The sequence below is a fragment of the Serratia sp. 4542 genome, assembly GCF_016805595.1.
In the GTDB taxonomy this organism is placed as follows: domain Bacteria; phylum Pseudomonadota; class Gammaproteobacteria; order Enterobacterales; family Enterobacteriaceae; genus Serratia; species Serratia nevei.
Window position 1 is genome coordinate 227,826 of sequence record NZ_RXKV01000009.1, and the last position, 23,306, is coordinate 251,131.

Annotated in this window: 15 protein-coding genes; 8 read left to right on the top strand and 7 right to left on the bottom strand. The window is 58.8% G+C overall.

The window, feature by feature from the left end; all coding sequences use genetic code 11:
- Positions 1-206: 206 nt before the first annotated feature.
- Together arcB and EKL15_RS11790 are read right to left on the bottom strand one after the other, a co-directional pair.
- The gene (arcB, locus tag EKL15_RS11785; RefSeq protein WP_060440984.1) at positions 207-2,546 is read right to left on the bottom strand and encodes an aerobic respiration two-component sensor histidine kinase ArcB; all 2,340 of its coding nucleotides are present in this window, start codon (positions 2,544-2,546) and stop codon (positions 207-209) included.
- A 92-nt stretch (positions 2,547-2,638) separates the two neighbouring features.
- A complete protein-coding gene (locus EKL15_RS11790) occupies positions 2,639-3,577 on the bottom strand; it encodes a TIGR01212 family radical SAM protein (protein ID WP_060440983.1) in 939 nt (312 codons plus the stop codon).
- Positions 3,578-4,269: 692 nt separating this feature from the next.
- Between EKL15_RS11790 and gltB the strand changes: the two genes are divergently transcribed.
- The 3 genes from gltB to EKL15_RS11805 all read left to right on the top strand — a co-directional run bounded on the left by gltB (position 4,270) and on the right by EKL15_RS11805 (position 10,808).
- Complete coding sequence (gene gltB, locus EKL15_RS11795; protein WP_033649002.1) at positions 4,270-8,730, top strand: glutamate synthase large subunit; 4,461 nt, start codon at positions 4,270-4,272, stop codon at positions 8,728-8,730.
- A 14-nt stretch (positions 8,731-8,744) separates the two neighbouring features.
- Complete coding sequence (locus tag EKL15_RS11800; protein ID WP_048234903.1) at positions 8,745-10,163, top strand: glutamate synthase small subunit; 1,419 nt, start codon at positions 8,745-8,747, stop codon at positions 10,161-10,163.
- 165 nt (positions 10,164-10,328) lie between these two features.
- The gene (locus EKL15_RS11805; RefSeq protein WP_084827503.1) at positions 10,329-10,808 is read left to right on the top strand and encodes a hypothetical protein; all 480 of its coding nucleotides are present in this window, start codon (positions 10,329-10,331) and stop codon (positions 10,806-10,808) included.
- Positions 10,809-10,872: 64 nt separating this feature from the next.
- Here the strand turns inward: EKL15_RS11805 and sspB are convergent, their stop codons facing one another.
- From sspB to zapE, 5 genes are all read right to left on the bottom strand, one after another.
- Positions 10,873-11,373, bottom strand: a complete 501-nt coding sequence (gene sspB, locus EKL15_RS11810) for a ClpXP protease specificity-enhancing factor (RefSeq protein WP_004937084.1) — start codon at positions 11,371-11,373, stop codon at positions 10,873-10,875.
- A gap of 5 nt (positions 11,374-11,378) precedes the next feature.
- A complete protein-coding gene (gene sspA / locus EKL15_RS11815; protein ID WP_004937082.1) occupies positions 11,379-12,020 on the bottom strand; it encodes a stringent starvation protein SspA in 642 nt (213 codons plus the stop codon).
- Between the two features lie 325 nt (positions 12,021-12,345).
- On the bottom strand, positions 12,346-12,738 hold the full coding sequence (gene rpsI / locus EKL15_RS11820) for a 30S ribosomal protein S9 (RefSeq protein WP_004937080.1): 393 nt from the start codon (positions 12,736-12,738) through the stop codon (positions 12,346-12,348).
- A 15-nt stretch (positions 12,739-12,753) separates the two neighbouring features.
- Positions 12,754-13,182, bottom strand: a complete 429-nt coding sequence (rplM, locus tag EKL15_RS11825; protein ID WP_004937079.1) for a 50S ribosomal protein L13 — start codon at positions 13,180-13,182, stop codon at positions 12,754-12,756.
- Between the two features lie 263 nt (positions 13,183-13,445).
- Entirely contained in the window at positions 13,446-14,573 is a 1,128-nt protein-coding gene (gene zapE / locus EKL15_RS11830) for a cell division protein ZapE (RefSeq protein ID WP_060424675.1), read from the bottom strand.
- Positions 14,574-14,804: 231 nt separating this feature from the next.
- Between zapE and zapG the strand changes: the two genes are divergently transcribed.
- From zapG to EKL15_RS11855, 5 genes are all read left to right on the top strand, one after another.
- Positions 14,805-15,206 (top strand): Z-ring associated protein ZapG, encoded by a 402-nt coding sequence (zapG, locus tag EKL15_RS11835; protein ID WP_004937074.1) that lies wholly within the window; start codon positions 14,805-14,807, stop codon positions 15,204-15,206.
- Between the two features lie 181 nt (positions 15,207-15,387).
- A complete protein-coding gene (gene degQ, locus EKL15_RS11840; protein WP_060424673.1) occupies positions 15,388-16,758 on the top strand; it encodes a serine endoprotease DegQ in 1,371 nt (456 codons plus the stop codon).
- Positions 16,759-16,846: 88 nt separating this feature from the next.
- Complete coding sequence (degS, locus tag EKL15_RS11845) at positions 16,847-17,905, top strand: outer membrane-stress sensor serine endopeptidase DegS (RefSeq protein WP_019453130.1); 1,059 nt, start codon at positions 16,847-16,849, stop codon at positions 17,903-17,905.
- A gap of 361 nt (positions 17,906-18,266) precedes the next feature.
- Positions 18,267-20,003, top strand: coding sequence for a ShlB/FhaC/HecB family hemolysin secretion/activation protein (locus EKL15_RS11850; protein ID WP_370592981.1), 1,737 nt, complete (start codon positions 18,267-18,269; stop codon positions 20,001-20,003).
- A gap of 61 nt (positions 20,004-20,064) precedes the next feature.
- Positions 20,065-23,280 (top strand): GLUG motif-containing protein, encoded by a 3,216-nt coding sequence (locus tag EKL15_RS11855; protein WP_203089498.1) that lies wholly within the window; start codon positions 20,065-20,067, stop codon positions 23,278-23,280.
- The last annotated feature ends 26 nt before the right edge of the window (positions 23,281-23,306 follow it).

Sequence of the window (23,306 nt, forward strand, 5' to 3'; positions counted from 1 at the left end):
TTCGTGCTCGGAGTTGACAAACACTAATCTACATCACACATTTTAATGAATCTTCTAACAAGAGCGCTTACATTTGCTATGTTGTTGGCTGTATGATGTTTAGGAATTCGCTACAACCTGCTCGACCAGAACACTGAAACCAATACGCAGGTTCACAATTTCCCTGGTGTTGGCGCAATATTCGCGCACCCCGGCTTAGGTCGGGGTCATTTTTTTTCAGCGTTCTCAACCCAAGCCCGCAGTACCTGCACGTCGTTGCGCCACTCTTGTTTCAACTCATCCACCCAATCCTGCACGTTATCCCACCAGGCCGGCAGCGTCGGCGTTTGAATCTGTTGCGCCAGCTGCTGCAGGTGACGCAGACCGACCGAACCGGCGGCGCCTTTGATCTTGTGCCCTTCTTCGGTGATGCCTTTCTGATCGCGCGCCGTCATGTTGGAGTCCAGCACCGCCAGGTAGCCCGGCATCATCTGTTCGAACATCTCCAGGCTTTGGTGGATCAGCTGCGGGCCAACCAGGTCCATGTACTGCTCCAGCATCGCGGTATCGAGTAACGACTCATTAATCTGCATCGCCTTGTGCTCCGTTTTCTTTGAAGTGTGAGAAGGTTGATGATCCCAATAGTGTTTGATGACCTGGGTCAACGCCGGCACCGACAGCGGCTTGCTCAGCACATCGTCCATGCCCGCCTCGAGGTACTCTTTTTTGTCTTTCAGCACGTTAGCGGTCAGGGCCACCAGCGGCGGCAGCGCCTGCCCGGCGTAGCGTTCGCGCAGCACCCGGGCGATGTCCAGCCCGGTCATGTCCGGCAGCTGGATGTCCAGCAGCACCAGATCGAACTCGTCCGGATCGAACATCGCCAGCGCGTCGTGGCCGTTCATCGCCACCTCGACGCTGTTGCCCAGTTTCTCCAGCACCGAGCGCGCCACGATCACGTTCAGCTCGATATCCTCCACCAGCAGGATGTGCAGCGCCGGCAACGGCAGTTCCTCTTCCTCCGGCACCGCGCTGGCGGCTTCCTGCACCGCCGGCGCCTGGATGGTCAGAGTGAAGCAAGAACCGTGCCCCTGTTCGCTGCGCACGGTGATGTCGCCGCCCATGCTCTGCGCCAGTCGCTTGGAGACCGCCAGCCCGATGCCGGTGCCGGTGGCCGGGCGGCCGCCGCGCTGATCTTTCACCTGGTAATACATGGCGAAGATCTTGTCCTGCTCGTCCTGCGGGATGCCCATGCCCGAGTCTTCCACCTCGAACACCAGCTTCTCCTGCGCCTCACGCCGCACGCGCACCACGATTTGCCCCTGCTGGGTGAATTTCACCGCGTTGCCGATCAGGTTCCACAAAATCTGCCGCAGGCGCGTACCGTCGGTCACGATCTGCTGCGGCAGCGGCGTCTGCGGCTCCATGATGAACTGCAGCCCTTTCGGCTGCGCCAACAGGCCGGAGAGGTTCTCCAGATCTGCCAGGAAGCCGGTGAAGTCCACCGGCTGGTTGTCGAGCTGCACCTTGCGCCGCTCGAGCTTATCCATTTCGATAATGTCGTTGAAGATATTGCCGAGGGTGATGGCGCTGACGTGAATGGTCTTCAGGTATTTCAGCTGCTCGTCGTTCAGCTCGGTATCGAGCAGGATACGGCTCAGGCCAACGATGCCGTTAAGCGGCGTACGCAGCTCGTGGCTGATCGTGGAGATAAAGGTGGTCTTCTCCCTGCTGGCGTTCTCCAGCGCGTCCTGGTAGCGCTTACGCTCGGTAATATCGCGGCCGAAGCCCATCAGCCCGTGGCGTTTGCCCACCCGGTCATAAAACGGGACCTTGCGCAGCTCGAAACAGGCCTTGCGGCCATCGGGATACACCAGCCACTGTTCGTAGGTCAGCGAGACGTTGTGGCGGAACACCTTCTCGTCGGTCTCAATGACCTTTTCGGCGATCTCCTGGCCGTAGACGTCGAACGGCGTCAGGCCGATCAGCTGCTTCTCGCTCTTGCCGGTCAGCAGCTCCATCGCGCGGTTGCAGCCGGAAAATTCTTTGTCTTCGTTGCGGTAGTAGACCAGATCCGGCGAGGCATCGAGGAAGGAACGCAGCAGCGCCGATTGCTGGCCCAGCTCAATCTGCGCCAGTTCACGCTGTTCCATCTCTTCCGTCAGCTTGTCCATCACCTGCAGGCGCTCTTCTTCCGCCTTGATACGGTCAGCGATCTCCTGGTTCAGCTGGCTGATATTGTCCTTAAGCTGCTGATTGAGCTCCAGATCGCGGTGGCGCATTTCCTCCAGCTTGTCCACCAGCCGCGCCAGCCGCTGGCGCGACTCCTCCAGCTGCTCCACCACCACCGAGAGGAAGTAGACCGCCCACGGGGTGATCAACAGGCCGAAGAAGATCGAACGCACCACGTCGATGCTTTCCACTTCGCCGCGCAGCAACATGGTCACCGCCATCTGCACCACCATCGCCAGCACCACCAGCGCCGAGGCCAGCAGCAGCGAGAAGCGCACCAACCCCAGTTTCACCATTAAATCGACGTAGTACTGGGCCAACACCCGGATTTGCTTCATAGCGGCTCCCATCAGACACAATCTTTTGAATCATACCGTAAAACAGCGGTGAGATAAGGCGGCAAACGCCGAAGTGTGGCAAAGATTGCACTTCAGAGCGGCATTCCAGGGCGGTAGCGCCGCTTTTCATCCAGCGCGCTGCCCTGCCCACCGCATTGCTGCAGATAAGCGCCCACCGCCTGCATGCCGCTCCAGCGGTTTTCGCACCACAGCGGCGCCAGCAGCGTGGGCCGACGGGCGCTGGCGGACAGGCGGTGATACACCACCTCGCCAGGCGTGTGGCGGATCATCTCCCCGGCGCTGGCGGCATAGTCCTCCAGCGCCAGTTCTGGCAAACGCCCGGCATGCCACGCCCGTGCCAGGGTACTGCCAGTGACGACGTGCAGCGGATGCAGCTTGATGCCATCCACGCCGGACTCCACCACCCGCTGCAGCGTGAGCAGATGATCGCGCTGGGTTTCTCCCGGCAGCCCGACGATCAGATGGCAGCACACCTTCAGCCCGCGCTGCCGGGCCCGTTGCGCGGTCTGCTGATAGCAGCGGAAATCATGGCCGCGGTTGATGCGTTTGAGCGTTTTATCGTGCGCCGTCTGCAGCCCCAGCTCCAGCCACACTTCATAACCCTCCTCGCGATACCCCGTCAGCAGATCCAATGCGGCGGGCGGCACGCAGTCCGGCCGGGTGCCGACGCACAGGCCGACCATCTCACTCTGCGCCAACGCCTGCCGATACATCGACGCCAACAATTCGACCTCCGCATAGGTGCTGGTATAGGCCTGGAAATAGGCCAGATAGCGCCGCGCCCGGTTGACCCGCGCGGCCTGCTGCGCCAGCTGTTCGGCGATACTTTGCCGCTGCATCGCCTCATCGGCAAACGAAGCGACGTTGCAAAACGTACAGCCGCCGCGCCCCAACGTGCCGTCGCGGTTAGGGCAGCTGAATCCGCCGTGCAGCGTGAGTTTATGGATCTTTTCGCCATAGCGGCGCTGGAGATCTGCGCCAAACATATTGACTAATTGCGGCAACTGCATAATCTTGGTGATTCTCTGTGTTCAAAGCCGCGATGCTAATAAGAAACGGCTTTTCCCGCGATGACAGAGATCAACGCTTTCCCCGCAAGGCGCCACCAGGCATAACTATTCATCATAAATGCAAATCAATTCACTATAATTCTGATGAATTATTCTAATCGTCGCGCAACCGTTAACGGCAATATGACAATGCGGTGAAAAACAGTGACAAACATCAACAAAGAAATATCTTATAGAATAAAATTCTGCCATTAACCCCCGCACTAGCATGGTGCAGAGATTAAGGGGTTGCACTATAGTGAGACAGCTCACACTTCTGTGGGGATCGGCGTTGCCCCACGATAGTGCAAAAACACATTAAAATACTTATTTTTCAAATAAATAAACATCATCAATTCGATAAGAATCTATCTTAAGCCCACATTTGACCTGCGAATTCTTTCTCGCTAAGTTGGAAGTCCGCTGGAAGCTTTCTGGACGGGCAAACGTCTCGTCATATTTATGCAGTAATTGAAGACTCCCTCTTAAAACAAGTCCTATACCACTTGTGAGACCGTCACGAGAGGCCATTGATGGAGGGCGGAAAAGCAGATTAGCGGGGTTAACTTGCTGATTGGACTTCTGCCTGAAATTGGGAAGCCCCCTCGCAGTAGGTTGTGAGAGTCACGCAGAGCCTGGGGAGGTTCACTGATATGTTGTACGATAAATCCCAAGAGAGGGACAACTGTGGTTTCGGCCTGATCGCCCACATAGAAGGCGAACCTAGCCACAAGGTGGTTCGCACCGCCATTCACGCGCTGGCCCGCATGCAACACCGCGGCGCAATCCTGGCCGACGGCAAGACCGGCGACGGCTGCGGCCTGTTGCTGCAAAAACCCGATCGCTTCTTCCGCATGGTGGCGGAAGAGCGCGGCTGGCGTTTGGCCAAGAACTACGCCGTCGGCATGATGTTCCTCAGCCAGAATGAAGAGGAAGCGCGCCTCAGCCGCCGCATCGTGGAAGAAGAGCTGCAAAACGAAACGCTGTCGATCGTCGGCTGGCGTGAAGTGCCGACCAACCCGGACGTGCTGGGTGAAATCGCCCTCTCCTCCCTGCCGCGCATCGAGCAAATCTTCGTTAACGCCCCGGCCGGCTGGCGCCCGCGCGATATGGAGCGCCGCCTGTTCGTGGCGCGCCGCCGCATCGAGAAACGCGTGCAGGACAACAGCTTCTACGTCTGCAGCTTCTCCAACCTGGTGACGATCTATAAAGGCCTTTGCATGCCTGCGGATCTGCCGCGCTTCTATCTCGATCTGGCGGACCTGCGCCTGGAGTCGGCCATTTGCCTGTTCCACCAGCGCTTCTCCACCAACACCGTGCCGCGCTGGCCGCTGGCGCAGCCGTTCCGCTACCTGGCGCACAACGGCGAAATCAACACCATCACCGGCAACCGCCAGTGGGCGCGTGCCCGTACCTACAAATTCCAAACGCCGCTGATCCCGGATCTGCAGGCCGCCGCGCCGTTCGTCAACGAAACCGGCTCCGACTCCAGCTCGCTGGACAATATGCTGGAGCTGCTGCTGGCGGGCGGGATGGATCTCATTCGCGCCATGCGCCTGCTGGTGCCGCCGGCCTGGCAGAATAACCCGGACATGGACGGCGATCTGCGCGCCTTCTTCGACTTCAACTCGATGCACATGGAGCCGTGGGACGGCCCGGCCGGCATCGTGATGTCCGACGGCCGCTACGCCGCCTGTAACCTCGATCGCAACGGCCTGCGCCCGGCGCGCTATGTGATCACCAAAGACAAGCTGATCACCTGCGCCTCCGAAGTCGGCATCTGGGATTACCAGCCGGACGAAGTGGTGGAAAAAGGCCGCGTCGGCCCCGGCGAGCTGATGGTGATCGACACCCGCAGCGGCCGCATCCTGCACTCGGCGGAGACCGACAACGATCTGAAAAGCCGCCATCCGTATAAAGAGTGGATGGAGAAAAACGTCAAACGTCTGGTGCCGTTCGAAGATCTGCCGGACGATCAGGTCGGCAGCCGCGAGCTCGACGACGCGCAGCTCGAAACCTACCAGAAACAGTTCGGCTACAGCAGCGAAGAGCTGGATCAGGTGATCCGCGTGCTGGGCGAGATTGGCCAGGAAGCCACCGGCTCGATGGGCGACGATACCCCGTTCGCCGTGCTCTCCAGCCGGCCGCGCATCGTTTACGACTATTTCCGCCAGCAGTTCGCGCAGGTCACCAACCCGCCGATCGATCCGCTGCGCGAAGCGCACGTCATGTCGCTGGCCACCAGCATCGGCCGTGAAATGAACGTGTTCTGCGAAGCCGAAGGCCAGGCGCACCGCCTGAGCTTCAAATCGCCGATCCTGCTGTACTCCGATTTCAAACAGCTCACCACGCTGGAAGGCGAATACTATCGCGCCGAGACCCTCGATCTGACCTTCGATCCGCAGCAGCAGGATCTGGAGCAGACCATTCGCGCCCTGTGCGACGAAGCGGAACGCAAGGTGCGCGAAGGTGCGGTGCTGTTGGTGCTGTCCGACCGCGCCATCGCGCCCGGCCGCCTGCCGGTACCGGCCCCAATGGCGGTTGGCGCCGTGCAAACCCGCCTGGTTGAGAAAAGCCTGCGCTGCGACGCCAACCTGATCGTTGAAACCGCCAGCGCCCGCGATCCGCACCACTTCGCCGTGCTGCTCGGCTTCGGCGCGACCGCCATCTACCCGTACCTGGCCTATGAAACCCTGGCCAAGCTGGTGGACAGCCAGGCGATCGACAAGAAATACCGCGACGTGATGCTGAACTACCGCAACGGCATCAACAAAGGCCTGTACAAGATCATGTCCAAAATGGGCATCTCGACCATCGCCTCTTACCGCTGCTCCAAGCTGTTCGAAGCGGTCGGCCTGCACCGCGATCTGGCGGATCTGTGCTTCCAGGGCGTGGTCAGCCGCATCGGCGGCGCCAGCTTCAGCGATTTCCAGCAGGATCTGCAGAACCTTTCCAAGCGCGCCTGGCTGAAACGCAAGCCGCTGGAGCAAGGCGGCCTGCTGAAGTTCGTGCACGGCGGCGAATACCACGCCTACAACCCGGACGTGGTGAACTCGCTGCAAAAAGCGGTGCACAGCGGGGAATACAGTGACTATCAGGCCTACGCCAAGCTGGTGAACGAGCGGCCGGTCGCCATGCTGCGCGATCTGCTGGCCATCACGCCGAAAGGCGAACCGATCCCGGTCGATCAGGTTGAACCGGCGGAGTCGCTGTTCAAACGCTTCGACACCGCGGCGATGTCGATCGGCGCACTGAGCCCGGAAGCGCACGAGTCGCTGGCGATCGCCATGAACGGCCTCGGCGGCTTCTCCAACTCCGGCGAAGGCGGCGAAGATCCGGCGCGCTACCGCACCAACAAGGTGTCGCGCATCAAACAGGTGGCCTCCGGCCGCTTCGGCGTGACGCCGGCCTACCTGGTGAACGCCGACGTGATCCAGATTAAGGTGGCGCAGGGCGCCAAGCCGGGTGAAGGCGGCCAGCTGCCGGGCGACAAAGTCACCCCGTACATCGCCAGACTGCGTTACTCGGTGCCGGGCGTGACCCTAATCTCCCCGCCGCCGCACCACGACATCTACTCGATCGAAGATCTGGCGCAGCTGATCTTCGACCTGAAGCAGGTCAACCCGAAGGCGGTGATTTCGGTGAAACTGGTGTCCGAACCGGGCGTCGGCACCATCGCCACCGGCGTGGCGAAAGCCTATGCCGATCTCATCACCATCGCCGGTTACGACGGCGGCACCGGCGCCAGCCCGCTGTCCTCGGTGAAATACGCCGGCTGTCCGTGGGAGCTGGGCCTGGTGGAAACCCAGCAGGCGCTGGTGGCCAACGGCCTGCGCCACAAGATCCGCCTGCAGGTGGACGGCGGCCTGAAAACCGGCGTGGACATCGTCAAGGCGGCGATCCTGGGCGCGGAAAGCTTCGGCTTCGGCACCGGACCGATGGTGGCGCTGGGCTGTAAATACCTGCGCATCTGCCACCTCAACAACTGCGCGACCGGCGTCGCGACTCAGGACGACAAGCTGCGCCGCGATCACTACCACGGCCTGCCGGAACGCGTGACGAATTACTTCCAGTTTATCGCGCGTGAAACCCGCGAGATCATGGCGCAACTGGGCGTGAGCCAACTGGTGGATCTGATCGGCCGCACCGAGTTCCTGACCGAGCTGGACGGCATCTCTGCCAAGCAGAACAAGCTGGATCTTTCGCCGCTGCTGAAAACCGCCACGCCGCATCCGGGTAAAGCGGTGTACTGCACCGAAAGCAGCAACCCGGCGTTCGACAAGGGCCTGCTGAACAAAGAACTGCTGGCGCAGGCGCAACCGCATATCGAAGCGAAGCAGGGTAAAACCTTCTACTTCGACATTCGCAACACCGACCGCTCCGTGGGCGCCATGCTGTCCGGCGCTATCGCCGACGTGCACGGCGATCAGGGCATGGCGGCCGATCCGATCAAGGCGCACTTCTCCGGCACCGCCGGGCAGAGCTTCGGCGTCTGGAACGCCGGCGGGGTCGAGCTGACCCTGACCGGCGACGCCAACGACTATGTCGGCAAAGGCATGGCCGGCGGCAGCATCGCGGTGCGTCCGCCGATCGGCTCCGCCTTCCGCAGCCATGAAGCCAGCATCGTCGGCAACACCTGCCTGTACGGCGCTACCGGCGGCAAGCTGTTCGCCGCCGGCCGCGCGGGCGAACGCTTCGCGGTGCGCAACTCCGGCGCCATCACCGTGGTGGAAGGCATCGGCGACAACGGCTGCGAATACATGACCGGCGGCATCGTCTGCGTGCTGGGTAAAACCGGCATCAACTTCGGTGCGGGCATGACCGGCGGTTTCGCCTACGTGCTGGACGAAGACGGCGAGTTCCGCAAGCGCGTGAACCCGGAGCTGGTGGAAGTGCTGGATGTCGATCAGCTGGCGATCCATGAGGAGCACCTGCGCGGCCTGATCACCGAACACGTGCAGGCGACCGGCTCTTCCCGCGCGGAAGAGATCCTGGCCAACTGGCCGGAGTGGGCACCGAAGTTCGCCCTGGTCAAACCGAAGTCCAGCGATGTCAAAGCGCTGTTGGGTCACCGTAGCCGTTCCGCAGCCGAGCTGCGGGTGCAGGCGCAGTAAGAGGTAGGTCATTAATGAGCCAGAACGTTTACCAATTTATCGACCTGCAGCGTGTTGATCCGCCAAAGAAACCGCTGAAGATCCGCAAAATCGAGTTCGTCGAGATCTACGAACCGTTTTCGGAAACCCAGGCCAAGGCCCAGGCGGACCGCTGTCTGTCCTGCGGCAACCCGTATTGCGAGTGGAAGTGCCCGGTGCACAACTACATCCCGAACTGGCTGAAGCTGGCCAACGAAGGCCGCATCATGGAAGCGGCGGACCTGGCGCATCAGACCAACAGTCTGCCGGAAGTGTGCGGCCGCGTGTGCCCGCAGGATCGCCTGTGCGAAGGCTCCTGCACCCTGAACGACGAGTTCGGTGCGGTCACCATCGGCAATATCGAACGCTACATCAGCGATAAGGCCATCGAAATGGGCTGGAAGCCGGACATGTCGCACGTGCAGCCGACCGGCAAGCGCGTGGCGATCGTCGGTGCCGGCCCTGCCGGGCTGGCCTGCGCCGACGTATTGACCCGCAACGGCGTCAAGGCGGTGGTATATGACCGTCATCCGGAGATCGGCGGCCTGCTGACCTTCGGCATCCCGGCCTTCAAGCTGGAAAAGGAAGTGATGGTCAAACGCCGCAGCATCTTCAGTGAGATGGGCATCGAGTTCCAGCTGAACACCGAAGTGGGCAAAGACATCAGCATGGAGACCTTGCTGAGCGAGTACGATGCGGTATTCCTCGGCGTCGGCACCTATCAGTCGATGCGCGGTGGCCTGGAGAACGAGGAAGCGCAGGGCGTGTACGATGCGCTGCCGTTCCTGATCGCCAACACCAAGCAGCTGATGGGCTATGAAACCGAGCAGCACGAGCCTTACGTCAGCATGGAAGGCAAGCGCGTGGTGGTGCTGGGCGGCGGCGATACCGCCATGGACTGCGTGCGTACCTCGGTGCGCCAGGGCGCGACGCAGGTCACCTGCGCCTACCGCCGCGACGAAGCCAACATGCCGGGTTCCAAGCGCGAAGTGAAGAACGCCCGGGAAGAAGGGGTGGACTTCCAGTTCAACCTGCAGCCGCTGAGCATCGAGCTGAACAGCGCCGGCCGCGTGGCCGGGGTGAAGATGGTGCGCACTCAGCTGGGCGCACCGGATGCCAACGGCCGTCAGGCGGCGGAGCAGGTGCCGGGTTCCGAACACGTGATCGACGCCGACGCGGTGGTGATGGCATTCGGCTTCCGCCCGCACCGTATGGACTGGCTGGCGGCGCACGACGTGCAGCTCGATAAACAGGGCCGCATCCTGGCGCCGGAAGGCAGCGACAACGCGTTCCAGACCAGCAACCCGAAAATCTTCGCCGGCGGCGACGCGGTGCGCGGTTCCGACCTGGTGGTGACGGCGATCGCCGAAGGCCGCAAGGCGGCAGACGGCATCATGAACTACCTGGAAGTGTAAACCTTCCGTACCGCCAGAGGCCCGGCACATTGCCGGGCCTCTGTTTTTAGCCTGCCACGCTTTGTAACAACCTCCCCTCACCTCACCGCGTCAACGCGCTATAGTATTGAGTTAGCACCATTGCGGGGCGCGGCTGCGCCTGACACCGAGATAAGGATAGCGAACATGAAATGCTCCATTTCCCTGTTGGCCGGCGCAGTGCTGGCCGTCAGTTTCAGCGCTTCAGCCATGGCGCTGGATTCGCAGGAGGTCGGTTACAATATCGAAGCGCGCGGCGCGCGGCCGGTCGTGGCACAGTTGGGCAAGGCCGGGCAGTTCAGCGCCGTGGAAAACAGCATCCGGCTGGGGGACGACAGCTGGATTGCCCTGGCGCCCAAGCTGGCCGGCGGCGGCAATGCCGGCTTCACCGCCGGCATCAAATCGGCGCTCTCCGCCGCCCTGATTTACAATCCGGCGGCGGTGTTGCAGGCGCTCAACAAAGGCAACGATCTGCCGCTCAATGACATTTGCACCGCGCCGCCGGAAGTGCAAGGCGACACCGCCATCACCAGTTTCCGCCAGCGCGCAACCCGCGCCTTGTCCACCGTGCGCGTAGGCGATCTCAGCGCACCGCGCGATGCCTGCATTGCCGCCTTGAAAGGCTGATCCGCTTCTGCCGGGCAAAAAAAAAGCACCCCATAGGGTGCTTTTTCGTTTGTTCGCGCAGGGATTACTTCACCACGCGCAGCGCCGGGCGGCCACCGCGCGGCGGCTGCGGCGGCTCGTCGTCCGGGCCGTTGTCTTCCGCGGTATCCGGGCGATCGCCGTCGATCACCGACATCAGGGTTTCCGAAGGGATCGTCTCATTGTCCAGGCCTTCGAACACGCCTTCGCTCTCGTCGTAGGCGGCTTCCGGTTCGAACATCGTGCCGGCGCCGTTTTCACGCGCATAGATCGCCAGCACGGCGGCCATCGGCACCGAAACCTGACGCGGCACGCCGCCGAAGCGCGCGTTGAACTGCACGTCTTCGTTGCCCAACGCCAGGTTGCCTACCGCGCGCGGCGCGATATTCAGCACGATCTGGCCGTCACGCGCGAACTCCATCGGCACCTGCACGTCCGGGCGAGTCACATCGACCACCAGGTGCGGCGTCAGCTGGTTATCCAGCAGCCAGTCATAGAACGCCCGCAGCAGATACGGGCGACGCGGCGTCATCTGAGACATGTCCATCGCGCTTAGCCCCGGGTTTGCAGGCGCATTTCACGCTCGGCTTCGGTCAGGGAAGCCAGGAAAGCGTCGCGTTCGAAGACGCGGGTCATGTAGCCTTTCAGCTCTTTGGAGCCGGCACCGCTCAATTCAATGCCCAGCTGCGGCAGACGCCACAACAGCGGCGCCAGATAGCAATCCACCAGGCTGAACTCTTCGCTCATGAAATACGGCGCCTGGCCGAAGATCGGTGCGATCGCCAGCAGCTCTTCACGCAGCTGACGACGGGCGGATTCCGCTTCCTGACCGCTGCTCTTCTCGATCTTGTCCATCAGCGAGTACCAGTTCTTCTCGATGCGCAGCATCATCAGACGGCTCTCGCCACGGGCAACCGGGTAAACCGGCATCAGCGGCGGGTGTGGGAAACGCTCATCCAGGTATTCCATGATGATGCGGGATTCATACAGGGTCAGTTCGCGATCGACCAGCGTAGGCACCGTCTGGTAAGGGTTGAGGTCAATCAGATCTTGCGGCAGGTTATCCATTTCGACCTGCTCGATCTCGACGCTGACACCTTTCTCCGCCAGTACGATACGTACTTGATGGCTAAAAATGTCGGTCGGGCCAGAGAACAGCGTCATTACCGAACGTTTGTTGGCAGCGACAGCCATGAAAACCTCCAAGTTATCTAGAAAATACTGCGAATAGCCAACTGACAGGCTGCTATCCTGAATAATCTTGCCGCAGGCCGGCAGCACGCAGCGCGACCCGAGCCCATGAAAAACCGGCCCAGGAGGTCAACTGCACGGCGAACAGGCGCAAAAGTGGGTGATAGTTTACCAGATTTTGCTTGTTTTGTGGGGACGGTGCGGTGAATTCATGTTGAATTGTCTGATCTGCCACAGATTTTAGTCGGGGACGGCGGATTTCAGGCATAAAAAAACCCGGTGAAGCACCGGGTTTTTTGCGTAAATCGCACTGCCGAAGCAGCGAAAATTAACGCTTGGAGAACTGCGGACGACGACGTGCTTTACGCAGGCCGACTTTCTTACGTTCAACCTGACGAGCGTCACGGGTGACGAAGCCAGCTTTACGCAGTTCAGAACGCAGAGTCTCATCGTACTCCATCAGTGCACGGGTGATACCGTGACGGATAGCGCCAGCTTGACCGGAGATACCACCACCTTTAACGGTGATGTACAGGTCCAGTTTGCCAACCATGTCGACCAGCTCCAGCGGCTGACGAACTACCATGCGGGCAGTTTCGCGACCGAAGTACTGTTCCAGGCTGCGCTGGTTGATAACGATGTTACCGTTGCCCGGCTTGATGAAGACGCGAGCGGCGGAGCTTTTGCGGCGACCAGTGCCGTAGTATTGATTTTCAGCCATTGCCATTAATCCCGATTAAATGTCCAGAACTTGCGGTTGCTGTGCCGCGTGATTGTGCTCGGTGCCCGCGTAAACTTTCAGTTTACGGAACATAGCACGACCCAGCGGGCCCTTTGGCAGCATGCCTTTAACCGCGATTTCAATCACGCGCTCAGGACGGCGGGCAATCATCTCTTCAAAGGTCGCTTGCTTGATACCACCGATGTGGCCGGTGTGGTGGTAGTACACTTTGTCTGTACGCTTGTTGCCGGTTACAGCAACTTTGTCAGCGTTCAGAACGATGATGTAATCACCGGTATCCACGTGCGGGGTGTATTCCGCTTTATGCTTGCCGCGCAGGCGACGAGCCAGTTCAGTAGCGAGACGGCCTAAAGTTTTACCATCTGCATCAACAACGTACCAGTCGCGTTTTACGGTTTCTGGTTTAGCTGTAAAAGTTTTCATTAGAAAGCTTACCCAATAATTAGTTACACGTTGGTGAACACCCAAACGCTCGAAAACAGTTGAGGCTCACACGACCATACAAGTCCAGCAAACCTACCCCTTCGAATAGCCATTGCCGGCACTATAAAGTTTTTGGGAAAAAAACTTTGTTGTAACGTGGGGTCGCAAGATTATAGAGAAGTCGCTCACAAAGATCGAACGGTTTTTGAATGGAAAATAAATTTATCGCCGGCGGCAGGCAACCGGCGATAGGCCCGGCGGACTCAGGGCAGATGCGGCAGCTTGAGGTACTCTTCGCTCTGCATTTCCTGCAGGCGCGACAGGCAGCGCTGGTACTCGAACTTCAGCCTCTCCCCCTGGTAGATCTCGAACATCGACGCCTCGGCGCCGATCACCAGCTTGACGTGTCGCTCGTAGAATTCGTCCACCAGCGCCAGGAAGCGGCGCGCGGTATTCTCTTTCAGCGGCCCCATCACCTGCACATTATACAGGATCACGCTGTGATATAGCCGCGACAGCGCAATGTAGTCCAGCTGGCTGCGCGCCTCTTCGCACAGCGTGTGGAAATCCACCGCCAGCACGCCGTCCACCGAACGGATCGCCTGCAGCGGCCGATGGTTGATCTGCAGCACCGGCGCGTCCTCCCCCGCCTTGCCCGCCAGCTTGACGAACATCCGATCCAGGGTCGCGCGCGTCTGGTCGTTCAGCGGCGTCAGGTAGAGGTGCGCCTGGGTCAGGGTGCGCAGACGATAGTCGATGCCGGCATCGACGTTCATCACGTCGCAGTACTCATTGATCAGATCGATGGCCGGCAGGAAACGCGCCCGCTGCAGGCCGTTGCGGTACAGATCGTCCGGCGGGATGTTCGACGTGGCCACCAGCGTGATGCCGCGGGCGAACAGCGCCTGCAGCAGCGTGGCCAGCAGCATGGCGTCGGTGATGTCGGACACGAAGAATTCGTCGAAGCACAACACATCGGTCTCAGCCTTGAAGCCGTCAGCGACGATTTCCAGCGGGTTTTCCCGCCCTTGCAGTTCGGTCAGCTCTTCATGCACCCGCAGCATGAAGCGGTGGAAGTGCAGACGCATTTTGCGATCGCCCGGCAGGCTGTGGAAGAACATGTCCATCAACCAGGTTTTGCCGCGCCCGACGCCGCCCCACATATACAGCCCCTGCACCGGACGCTGCGGCGCCGTTTCGCCGCCCTTGCCCAACAAACGGCTGAGCTTGCCGCGCAGCCCGCCCGCAGGCGCGCTCGCTGCGGGCTTTTGCAGCAGAGCCTGATAAATGCGATCCAGTTGAGCGACGGCCCGGCGTTGAACCTCATCGGCCTGATATTCCCCCGCGTCCAGCGCCTGCTGGTAGCGAGATAACGGTGATAGTGCCTGCATCTGTTCGATGTTCCCTAAGAACGCTTAGAAATTATTTAGCCAACGTTGGCGGCAAGTTGATGCCGATTCGCACCGTTATCGCCACAAATGCCCGCTGCGGGCGCCGTTGAAAACCCTGTAAACACTGGGTGGAAGCGCATCAGGATTCCACTCGGACAAGGTTAACGGTTATAGTGGATATTATTAAGTGAAAAATCCCTGCGGAACAACGAAGTCAAAATAGGAGTCATCATGACCTGGGAGTATGCGCTGATTGGTTTGGTCGTCGGTATCGTGATTGGTGCGGTGGCGATGCGTTTTGGCAACCGTAAATTACGTCAACAACAAGTCCTGCAGAACGAGCTGGACAAGAGCAAAACCGAGCTGGAAGAGTACCGCCAGGAGCTGGTCGGCCACTTCGCCCGCAGCGCCGAGCTGCTGGACAACATGGCTCGCGATTATCGCCAGCTGTATCAGCATATGGCGAAAAGCTCCAACAACCTGCTGCCGGATCTGCCGATGCAGGAGAATCCGTTCCGCTATCGCCTGACCGAAGCGGAAGCGGACAACGATCAGGCGCCGGTGGAAATGCCGCGCGACTATTCTGAAGGGGCCTCCGGCCTGCTGCGCGGCCAAAGCGCTCGCCGCGACTGATATTCCTTCTTCGCCCGCGGGGCCACCCGCGGGTTTATTCCCCCTTTGTGCCTTATTGACCTTCCTTCGCATTACCTTTACTGAACTTTGCACGCAAATTCACGGTCTTACCCTTCACTATGACAAGGTGATTGCCTTATCATCAAATTTTCATCGGCAGGTATTGAGAGAGTTATCATCAATGAAGAAAAAGTCTTTAATTCTTAGTGCATTGGCAATGAGCCTCGGCCTGGCGTTCAGCGCCGTACCGGTGGCCAACGCGGCGCTGCCCGTTGCCGTTCAGGGGCAGCCGCTGCCGAGCCTGGCGCCGATGCTGGAAAAAGTCTTGCCCGCCGTAGTGAGCGTGCATGTCGCAGGCACCCAGGTGCAGCGTCAACAGCTGCCGGAAGAGTTCAGACGCTTCTTCGGCCCCAATTTCCCCGGCCAACAGCAGAGCTCCCGCCCGTTTGAAGGGCTGGGTTCCGGCGTCATCATCGACGCCGCCAAAGGCTACGTGCTGACCAACAATCACGTCATCAACAACGCCGATAAAATCCGCGTGCAGTTGAACGACGGCCGCGAACTGGACGCCAAGCTGGTCGGCCGCGATGAGCAATCCGACATCGCCCTGCTGCAGCTCAGCGACACCAAAAACCTGACCGCCATCAAGATGGCCGATTCCGACCAGCTGCGCGTCGGCGACTTCGCCGTGGCGGTCGGCAACCCGTTTGGCCTGGGCCAAACCGCCACTTCAGGCATCATCTCGGCGCTGGGCCGCACCGGCCTGAATCTGGAAGGGCTGGAAAATTTCATTCAGACCGACGCCTCGATCAACCGCGGCAATTCCGGCGGCGCGTTGGTTAACCTGAACGGCGAGCTGATCGGCATCAATACCGCCATTCTCGCGCCGAGCGGCGGCAACGTCGGCATCGGTTTCGCCATTCCGAGCAATATGGCGCAGAACCTGAGCCAGCAGCTGATCGAATTCGGCGAAGTGAAACGCGGCCTGCTCGGCATCAAGGGCAGCGAAATGACCCCTGACATGGCCAAAGCCTTCAACACCGACGCGCAGCGCGGCGCCTTCGTCAGCGAAGTGCTGCCGAAATCCGCCGCCGCCAAGGCCGGCATCAAAGCCGGGGATATTCTGGTTTCCGTCGACGGCAAGCCGGTGAACAGCTTCGCCGAGCTGCGCGCCAAGGTCGGCACCACTGCGCCGGGCAAAACCCTCAAAGTGGGCCTACTGCGCGACGGCAAACCGCAGGAAGTCTCGGTCACGCTGGACAACAGCGAGAGCGCTTCGACCAATGCCGAAACGCTGTCGCCGGCGCTGCAGGGCGTTTCCCTCAGCAACGGTGCGCTGCCGAGCGGCGACAAGGGCGTGAAGGTAGAGAACGTGGATAAAGGCTCGACGGCGGCGCAAATCGGCCTGCAAAAAGGCGACGTGATCATCGGCGTCAACCGCCAGCGCGTGGACAGCATTACCGCGCTGCGCAAGGTGCTGGAAGCCAAACCACCGGTGATGGCGCTCAATATCGTGCGCGGTACCGAAACCATTTATCTGCTGCTGCGTTAATTTGTGCAAAAACCGGGCTCGGTGACATACTGCGCCCGGTTAACTCATGCTATCCTCCGAACATCGTTCACCACACCACGAAAACTCCATGTTTGCTAAGCTCTTGCGTTCTGTCGTTATCGGTCTCATCGTTGCCGGCCTGCTGTTGGCTGCCCTGCCCATGCTGCGCTCTTCCAACGGCCTGTTTGCAGAGAAAACCGAGAATACCAGCGACGAAACGCCGGTGAGCTACAACAAGGCAGTGCGCCGCGCCGCACCCGCCGTGGTGAACATCTACAACCGCAACCTGAACGGCGCCGCCAACGTGCTGTCGCTCGGTTCCGGCGTGATCATGAACGAACGCGGCTATATCATCACCAACCGCCACGTGATCAAAGACGCCCAGCAGATCACCGTGGTGTTGCAGGACGGCCGCCGCTACGAAGCGCTGCTGGTCGGCTCCGACGGCCTGACCGATTTGGCGGTGCTGAAGATCGATCCCGGCAACCTGCCGGTGATCCCGACCAACAAAAACCGCGTTGCCCACGTCGGCGACGTGGTGCTGGCTATCGGCAACCCGTATAACCTGGGGCAGACCGTCACTCAGGGCATCCTCAGCGCCACCGGGCGCATCAGTATGAGCACCACCGGCCGACAGACTTTCCTACAGACCGACGCTTCAATCAACCGCGGCAACTCCGGCGGCGCGCTGGTCAACTCGCTGGGCGAGCTGATCGGCATCAACACCCTGACCTATGACAAAATCACCGACGGCGAAACGCCGGAGGGCCTCGGCTTCGCCATTCCGATCGAACTGGCCACCAAAATCATGGACAAGCTGATCCGCGACGGCCGCGTGATCCGTGGCTATTTCGGCATTCAGGGTAAGGAGATCATTCCGCTGCGCTCCTCCAATTCCGGCATCGATCGCCTGCAGGGCATCATCGTGACCGAAATTACGCCGAACGGCCCGGCGAGCAGCGCCGGTTTCCAGATCAACGACATCATCATCAACGTGGATAACAAACCGGCGGTATCCGTGCTGGAGACTATGGACCAGGTGGCGGAGATCAGGCCGGGCACCGAGATACCGGTTATCGTGCTGCGCGACGGTAAACGCATTACGTTGAAAATGACGGTGGGTGAATTCCCGGAAGACAGCAATTAGCCCTCTTATCGCACACGCGCCGCTTTAGCCCCACTCAAAGAGCGGCGCCCCTCACCACGTTCCTGATTTACCCCGCCAATTCTTATTACTTTACGAATCTAATAGGCTTCATTTCCTTGTTGGCGCCCTAATTTATAGCCCGCAATTATAATTCAAAGCAAAAACATATTACATTCATCTCATTAAATAAATAATTAACAATAATAAAATCTTAAAAAACCAGAAAATTCCAAATTAAAAGAAAAATAATCAAAAAGCATTGCGATTAAAAAATCGAAAACCAATAATATCAAGGGTAAATTCTAGCAATACACATGAAATAGATTAAGCATCCATTCATTTTTTATATGGAATTCCTTTCGTGAATAACATAATTAATATCATTACCTCCCGTTTTCATTGCGTATTAGTGAAGTTTATTCACGTAGCACAGCAAACTTTTTTTTATTTTCAAACGCCAGCAAACCTCCTGTTCGTGCTGTTCACGCCCTTAGCCACGTCAGCCGCATTACCAAATGCAGGGCAAGTCATGAGAGATCTCGAAGAGACTCGCCTGAATATTCCTGCCCCGGTAGAGGTAAAGCCCTCTCCACCCGAAGACGCCCCCATTACGCCCGCAGCGGAGAATTCACCAACTTTGTTGGTAAGCAGTTTCTTTCTTAACGGGAACAAGAGTATTTCCTCAGCCAAACTCTTGCCTTTGATTGCAGAGTTTCAAGGGCGTAAATTAACGGTAGCGCAATTAAAAACGGCCGTTCAGAGAATAACCATTTACTATCGAAACAAAGGTTATTTCCTGGCCAGCGCTTACCTGCCCCGGCAAGAGATTGTCGATGGCAAAATTCGTATTGATATTGTTGAAGGTCGCTACGGAAACATTACTCTAAATAATAAAGCTCCAGTCAGAGACGAGATATTGCGCTGGCAGCTATCCCATGTCCGCAGTGGCATGGCCATCACAGATTCTCAGCTAGAGCGAAATCTTTTATTGCTAAACGATATTCCCGGGATATTGATCAACAGCACTTTGCTACCGGGTTCTCAGCCCGGCACCACGGATTGGCAGATCAAAGCTACGCCAGGAAAACGAGTGGATGGCATCTTGCAAGCGGATAACTTTGGCGATGCCTACACCGGAGAATATCGCGGCATGGCGACACTCGGCCTTAACAGCCCGTTGCGCTTGGGCGATCGCCTTGAGCTGCGGCTACTGAGCAGCGATAAACACCAACGCTATTACCGCATGGCATACCAACTTCCCGTCAGTCCTTGGTCGACACGCGTTGGCATTGCGCACTCTTACATGAATTATCGCTTAGGCAAAGATTTCAGCGAGCTGCAAGCCCACGGCAACGCCGCCATCAGCAGCGCCTTCGTTACCCAGCCCCTGCTGCGCAGCCGCCTCCTGAACGTCAACGCACAGCTGCAATTCGATCACAAGACGCTTCGCGACGATATCGATCTCTTCGAAAACCGTAGCCGCAAGCGTATCGGTTTGTGGACGATGGGCGTCGACGTCAATGCCCAGGATCGCCTGTTTGGCGGGGGGCAAAGCGTGGCATCGCTGTCTTATAGCCTCGGCAATCTGCACATTGAAGATCCCTCAGCTCGCCGCTGGGACGGACGAACCGCAAAAACCGAAGGGCAGTTCAGCAAACTGGCACTGAGCGCGGTCAGGTTGCAAAACCTGAGCGGTGACTTCCAGCTGTATACCCAGCTCAACGCGCAATGGGCCCCTGACAATCTGGACTCCTCTGAGAAATTCAGCACGGGCGGCCCCTATGCTGTACGGGCTTACGCGCCGGGCAGCGGCAACGGCGATCTGGGTTGGCAAGCCAGCATGGAGCTGCGCTACGCCCTAAGACCCGGCTGGCAACTGAGCACCTTTATCGACCAGGGGCAAGCGCGCCTCAACAAACACCCCTGGACGCCGGAAAAGAATAACGTGCACCTGTCCGCCGCCGGTTCAACGCTCGTCTGGGGAGGTGAAAATCATCAGGTCGCCTTGACGGCAGCCTGGCCGCTGGCTGCTTCCGGCCCTGGCAGCGCTCAGGATAAATCACCAAGAGTTTGGCTACAGGCGGCCCGCTATTTCTAGCCGCCTGATGCTGAGAACCCGCCGCTGGAAAGCGGCAGACACAACAAAAAGGAAATAAGCGATGAACAAGATCTATGCATTGGTCTGGAACCCGGTTCGGGAGTGCTGGAACGTAGTCAACGAACACTGCAGCCGCCGCGGCAAAGGCAACAGCAAGCGCCGCCTGGCGGCAGCACTTTCTCTGCTGAGCTTGCTGCCGTTGGAACAGGCGCTCGCCCTGCCCAGCGGGCAAAATATCGTCTCCGGCAAGGGCGACATCACCACCAACGGTCCTGATATGACCATCAATCAGCACAGCGACAAATTAATCACCCAATGGGATAGTTTCAACGTGGGTGGCAACGAGAGCGTGACGTTCCGCCAGCCAGGCGATACATCCGTGGCGCTCAACCGTGTCATCGGCGTGAACGGCAGTGACATTCAGGGCAAAATCAACGCCAACGGCAAAGTGTTTATCGTCAACCCGAATGGGGTGATATTTGGCAAAAATGCGCAGGTCAACGTCGGGGGGCTGGTGGCTTCGACTCGCGATATCAGTAATGCCGACTTCCTGGCGGGAAAAAACCGTTTCGTCGGCAGTTCTCAAGCGGAAGTTATTAACGAAGGCCGGCTACAAGCGGCTGACGCAGGCAGCATTGCGCTACTGGGCGCACGGGTGAATAACCAGGGTGTCATTCAAGCAAACCTGGGCACCGTCGCACTGGGTGCGGGTGACGATATTACGTTGAACTTCGATGGCAACAAACTGCTTAATCTGCAGATCGATGCAGCAGCGCTCAATGCGTTAGCGCAAAACGGTGGCGTCCTGCGTGCCGATGGCGGCCAGGTGTTGATGAGCGCCAAGGCTGCGGGCGATGTGCTGAGAACCGTCGTAAACAATCACGGTGTCATCCTGGCAGATACCGTGCGCGAGCAAGCCGGCCGTATCGTGCTGGATGGCGGCGACAATGGCCTCGTTAACGTTGGAGGCACTCTGAGCGCGACGGCCAACGTCGGCAACGGCGGCTTTATTGAAACCAAAGGCGCGCAAGTGGTCGTACAGCCAACGGCCAAAATTAGTACTCGTTCACTCAACGGTAAAACTGGTAGTTGGAAGCTGGCATCCGCCGACGTTAATGTGAAGGACGGCGGCACGCTCAATGCCCAAACTCTGGAACAAACTTTAGAAAACAGCAACGTAGAACTGGTCAGCACCAAAGGCGATGTCAGCGTTTCTCAACAAGTCCGCTGGCAGAATGCCAACAAACTGTCGCTGACGGCCGAGCAGGCTGGCATCAAGATCAACGCTCCGCTCAAAGCGACCGGCGCAGGCGGGAGTTTGGCGTTGAATCATAAAACAGGCTACACCCTGAACAATGATGCGGCGGTCACCCTGTCCGGCGCCAACGCTTCGTTCAGCGTCAACGGTGAAAATTATCGGGTAATACAGACGCTGTCACAGTTGCTGGATGTCAACAAAGACCTGAACGCCCGTTATGTGCTGGGGAATGCCATTACCGGTAACAGCCGTATCAATGCCATCGGCGGCGATTACGCGTTTAACGGTATCTTTGAAGGATTGGGCAACATGATTCAGGGGCTGGAGATCAGCAACAATGGCCCTTATCTCGGTTTGTTCAACTCGTCCACCGGCTCTATCAACAACCTGAAACTGGATTCGCTGTCATTCACACCAACACAATTCACGCAATACACCGGGGCACTGACCGGGCTCAATTTCGGGGCCGTTTCCAACGTTCATGCGACACGCATCAACATTCGTGGCGGTGGCGACATCGGCGGTTTGGTCGGCATCAACTTAGGCAAAGTGCTTGGTTCCTCAGCCTCCGGCAAGGTAACCGGTACCGCCAGCTACAGCAATCTCGGTGGCTTGGTTGGTTTTAACCTGGGTACAGTTCAGGATAGTCGGGCAAAGGTCGATGTATTGAGTGTCGCCGGCGCTTCCCATAGCAAAATCGGTGGCTTGGTGGGCGACAATAGCGGCCACATCGTTGGCTCGTCAAGCGAAGGGACCGTGAGTGCCTTAGGCGAGCAAATGGAAATCGGCGGGCTGGCTGGTACCAACAACGGCACCATCGCCCATTCGGTTGCCAACGCAACGGTCTCAGGCAAACACAACAGCTATATAGGCGGCCTGGTCGGCACAAACAACGGCAAAATCGACAATGCAACAGCCAATGGTTCTGTCACCGGCGAGGAAACATACGCCATAGGTGGCCTGGTCGGCCAAAATAACGGCGTTCTGAATGCTGTCTGGGCGACTGGCAAAGTCGTTGACAATAAAGGGCGGCACATCGGCGGTTTGATCGGCATTAACAATAAAAATGCGCGTGTACAAAATGCACATGCCAAAAACACAGTCATTGGTGGCGATAATGCCAACATCGGCGGATTGATTGGTGATAACTACGGTAATCTGACGGACGTCAGTGCGGAAACTGAAGTCTATGCCGGTAAAAATAGCCTGGCGGGCGGGCTGATCGGTAACAACAATAAAGCCTCCGTTACCAACGCCAAAGCGCAGGGATCCGTTAACGGCCTGGACGGCAGCTTCCTTGGCGGCTTAATCGGCCTGAACAACGGCGGAACGCTTAAAGCCGTCACCGCCAATACCCAAGTGCGTGGAGGCAACGGCTCTTACGCCGGTGGGCTGGTCGGCCTGAACCGCAGCGGTTCCATCGCGCAAGCGGAAGCCTTCGGCTCGGTAAGCGCGGCGGCCAACAGCCGGGTCGGTGGCCTGGTTGGCAGTAACGAGCAAGGCAGCGTGAGCGATTCAACGGCAAACGTCACGGTCTCCGGCGGCAATGCCAGCTATGTTGGCGGTGTAGCCGGCTACAACAAAGGAACGCTGACCCAGGTCAATGCACAGGGTAATGTTCATGGCGCTGCCGGCAGCGACGTTGGCGGCATTGTTGGCCTCAACGATGTGGCCAGCCTCATTGAGCATGCCAGCGCGTCTGGTGACGTAAGCGGAGAGGTTCGCAGTGCAGTTGGCGGTGTGGTCGGCAGAAATGGCGGCACCGTCAAGAACGTGGTTGCAGCAGGAAAAGTGAACAGCGTTGGCGTCTCCCAGCGAGGGGGATTAATCGGCATTAACGTCGGCCACCTGTACGATTCCACCTTCACGGGCTCAATAGCGCCGTCATCAATGGACGGACAATGGGTCGGCAGTCTGATTGGTTCGCAATTCGGGGGAGACGTGCGTAATAACAACGCATCAGGATCGTCTGAAGATCAACCTCTCTTCGGCCGCGCCTTGAGCAAACTCACCCAGTAATTGTCCTAACAAAAACGGCTTCCTTC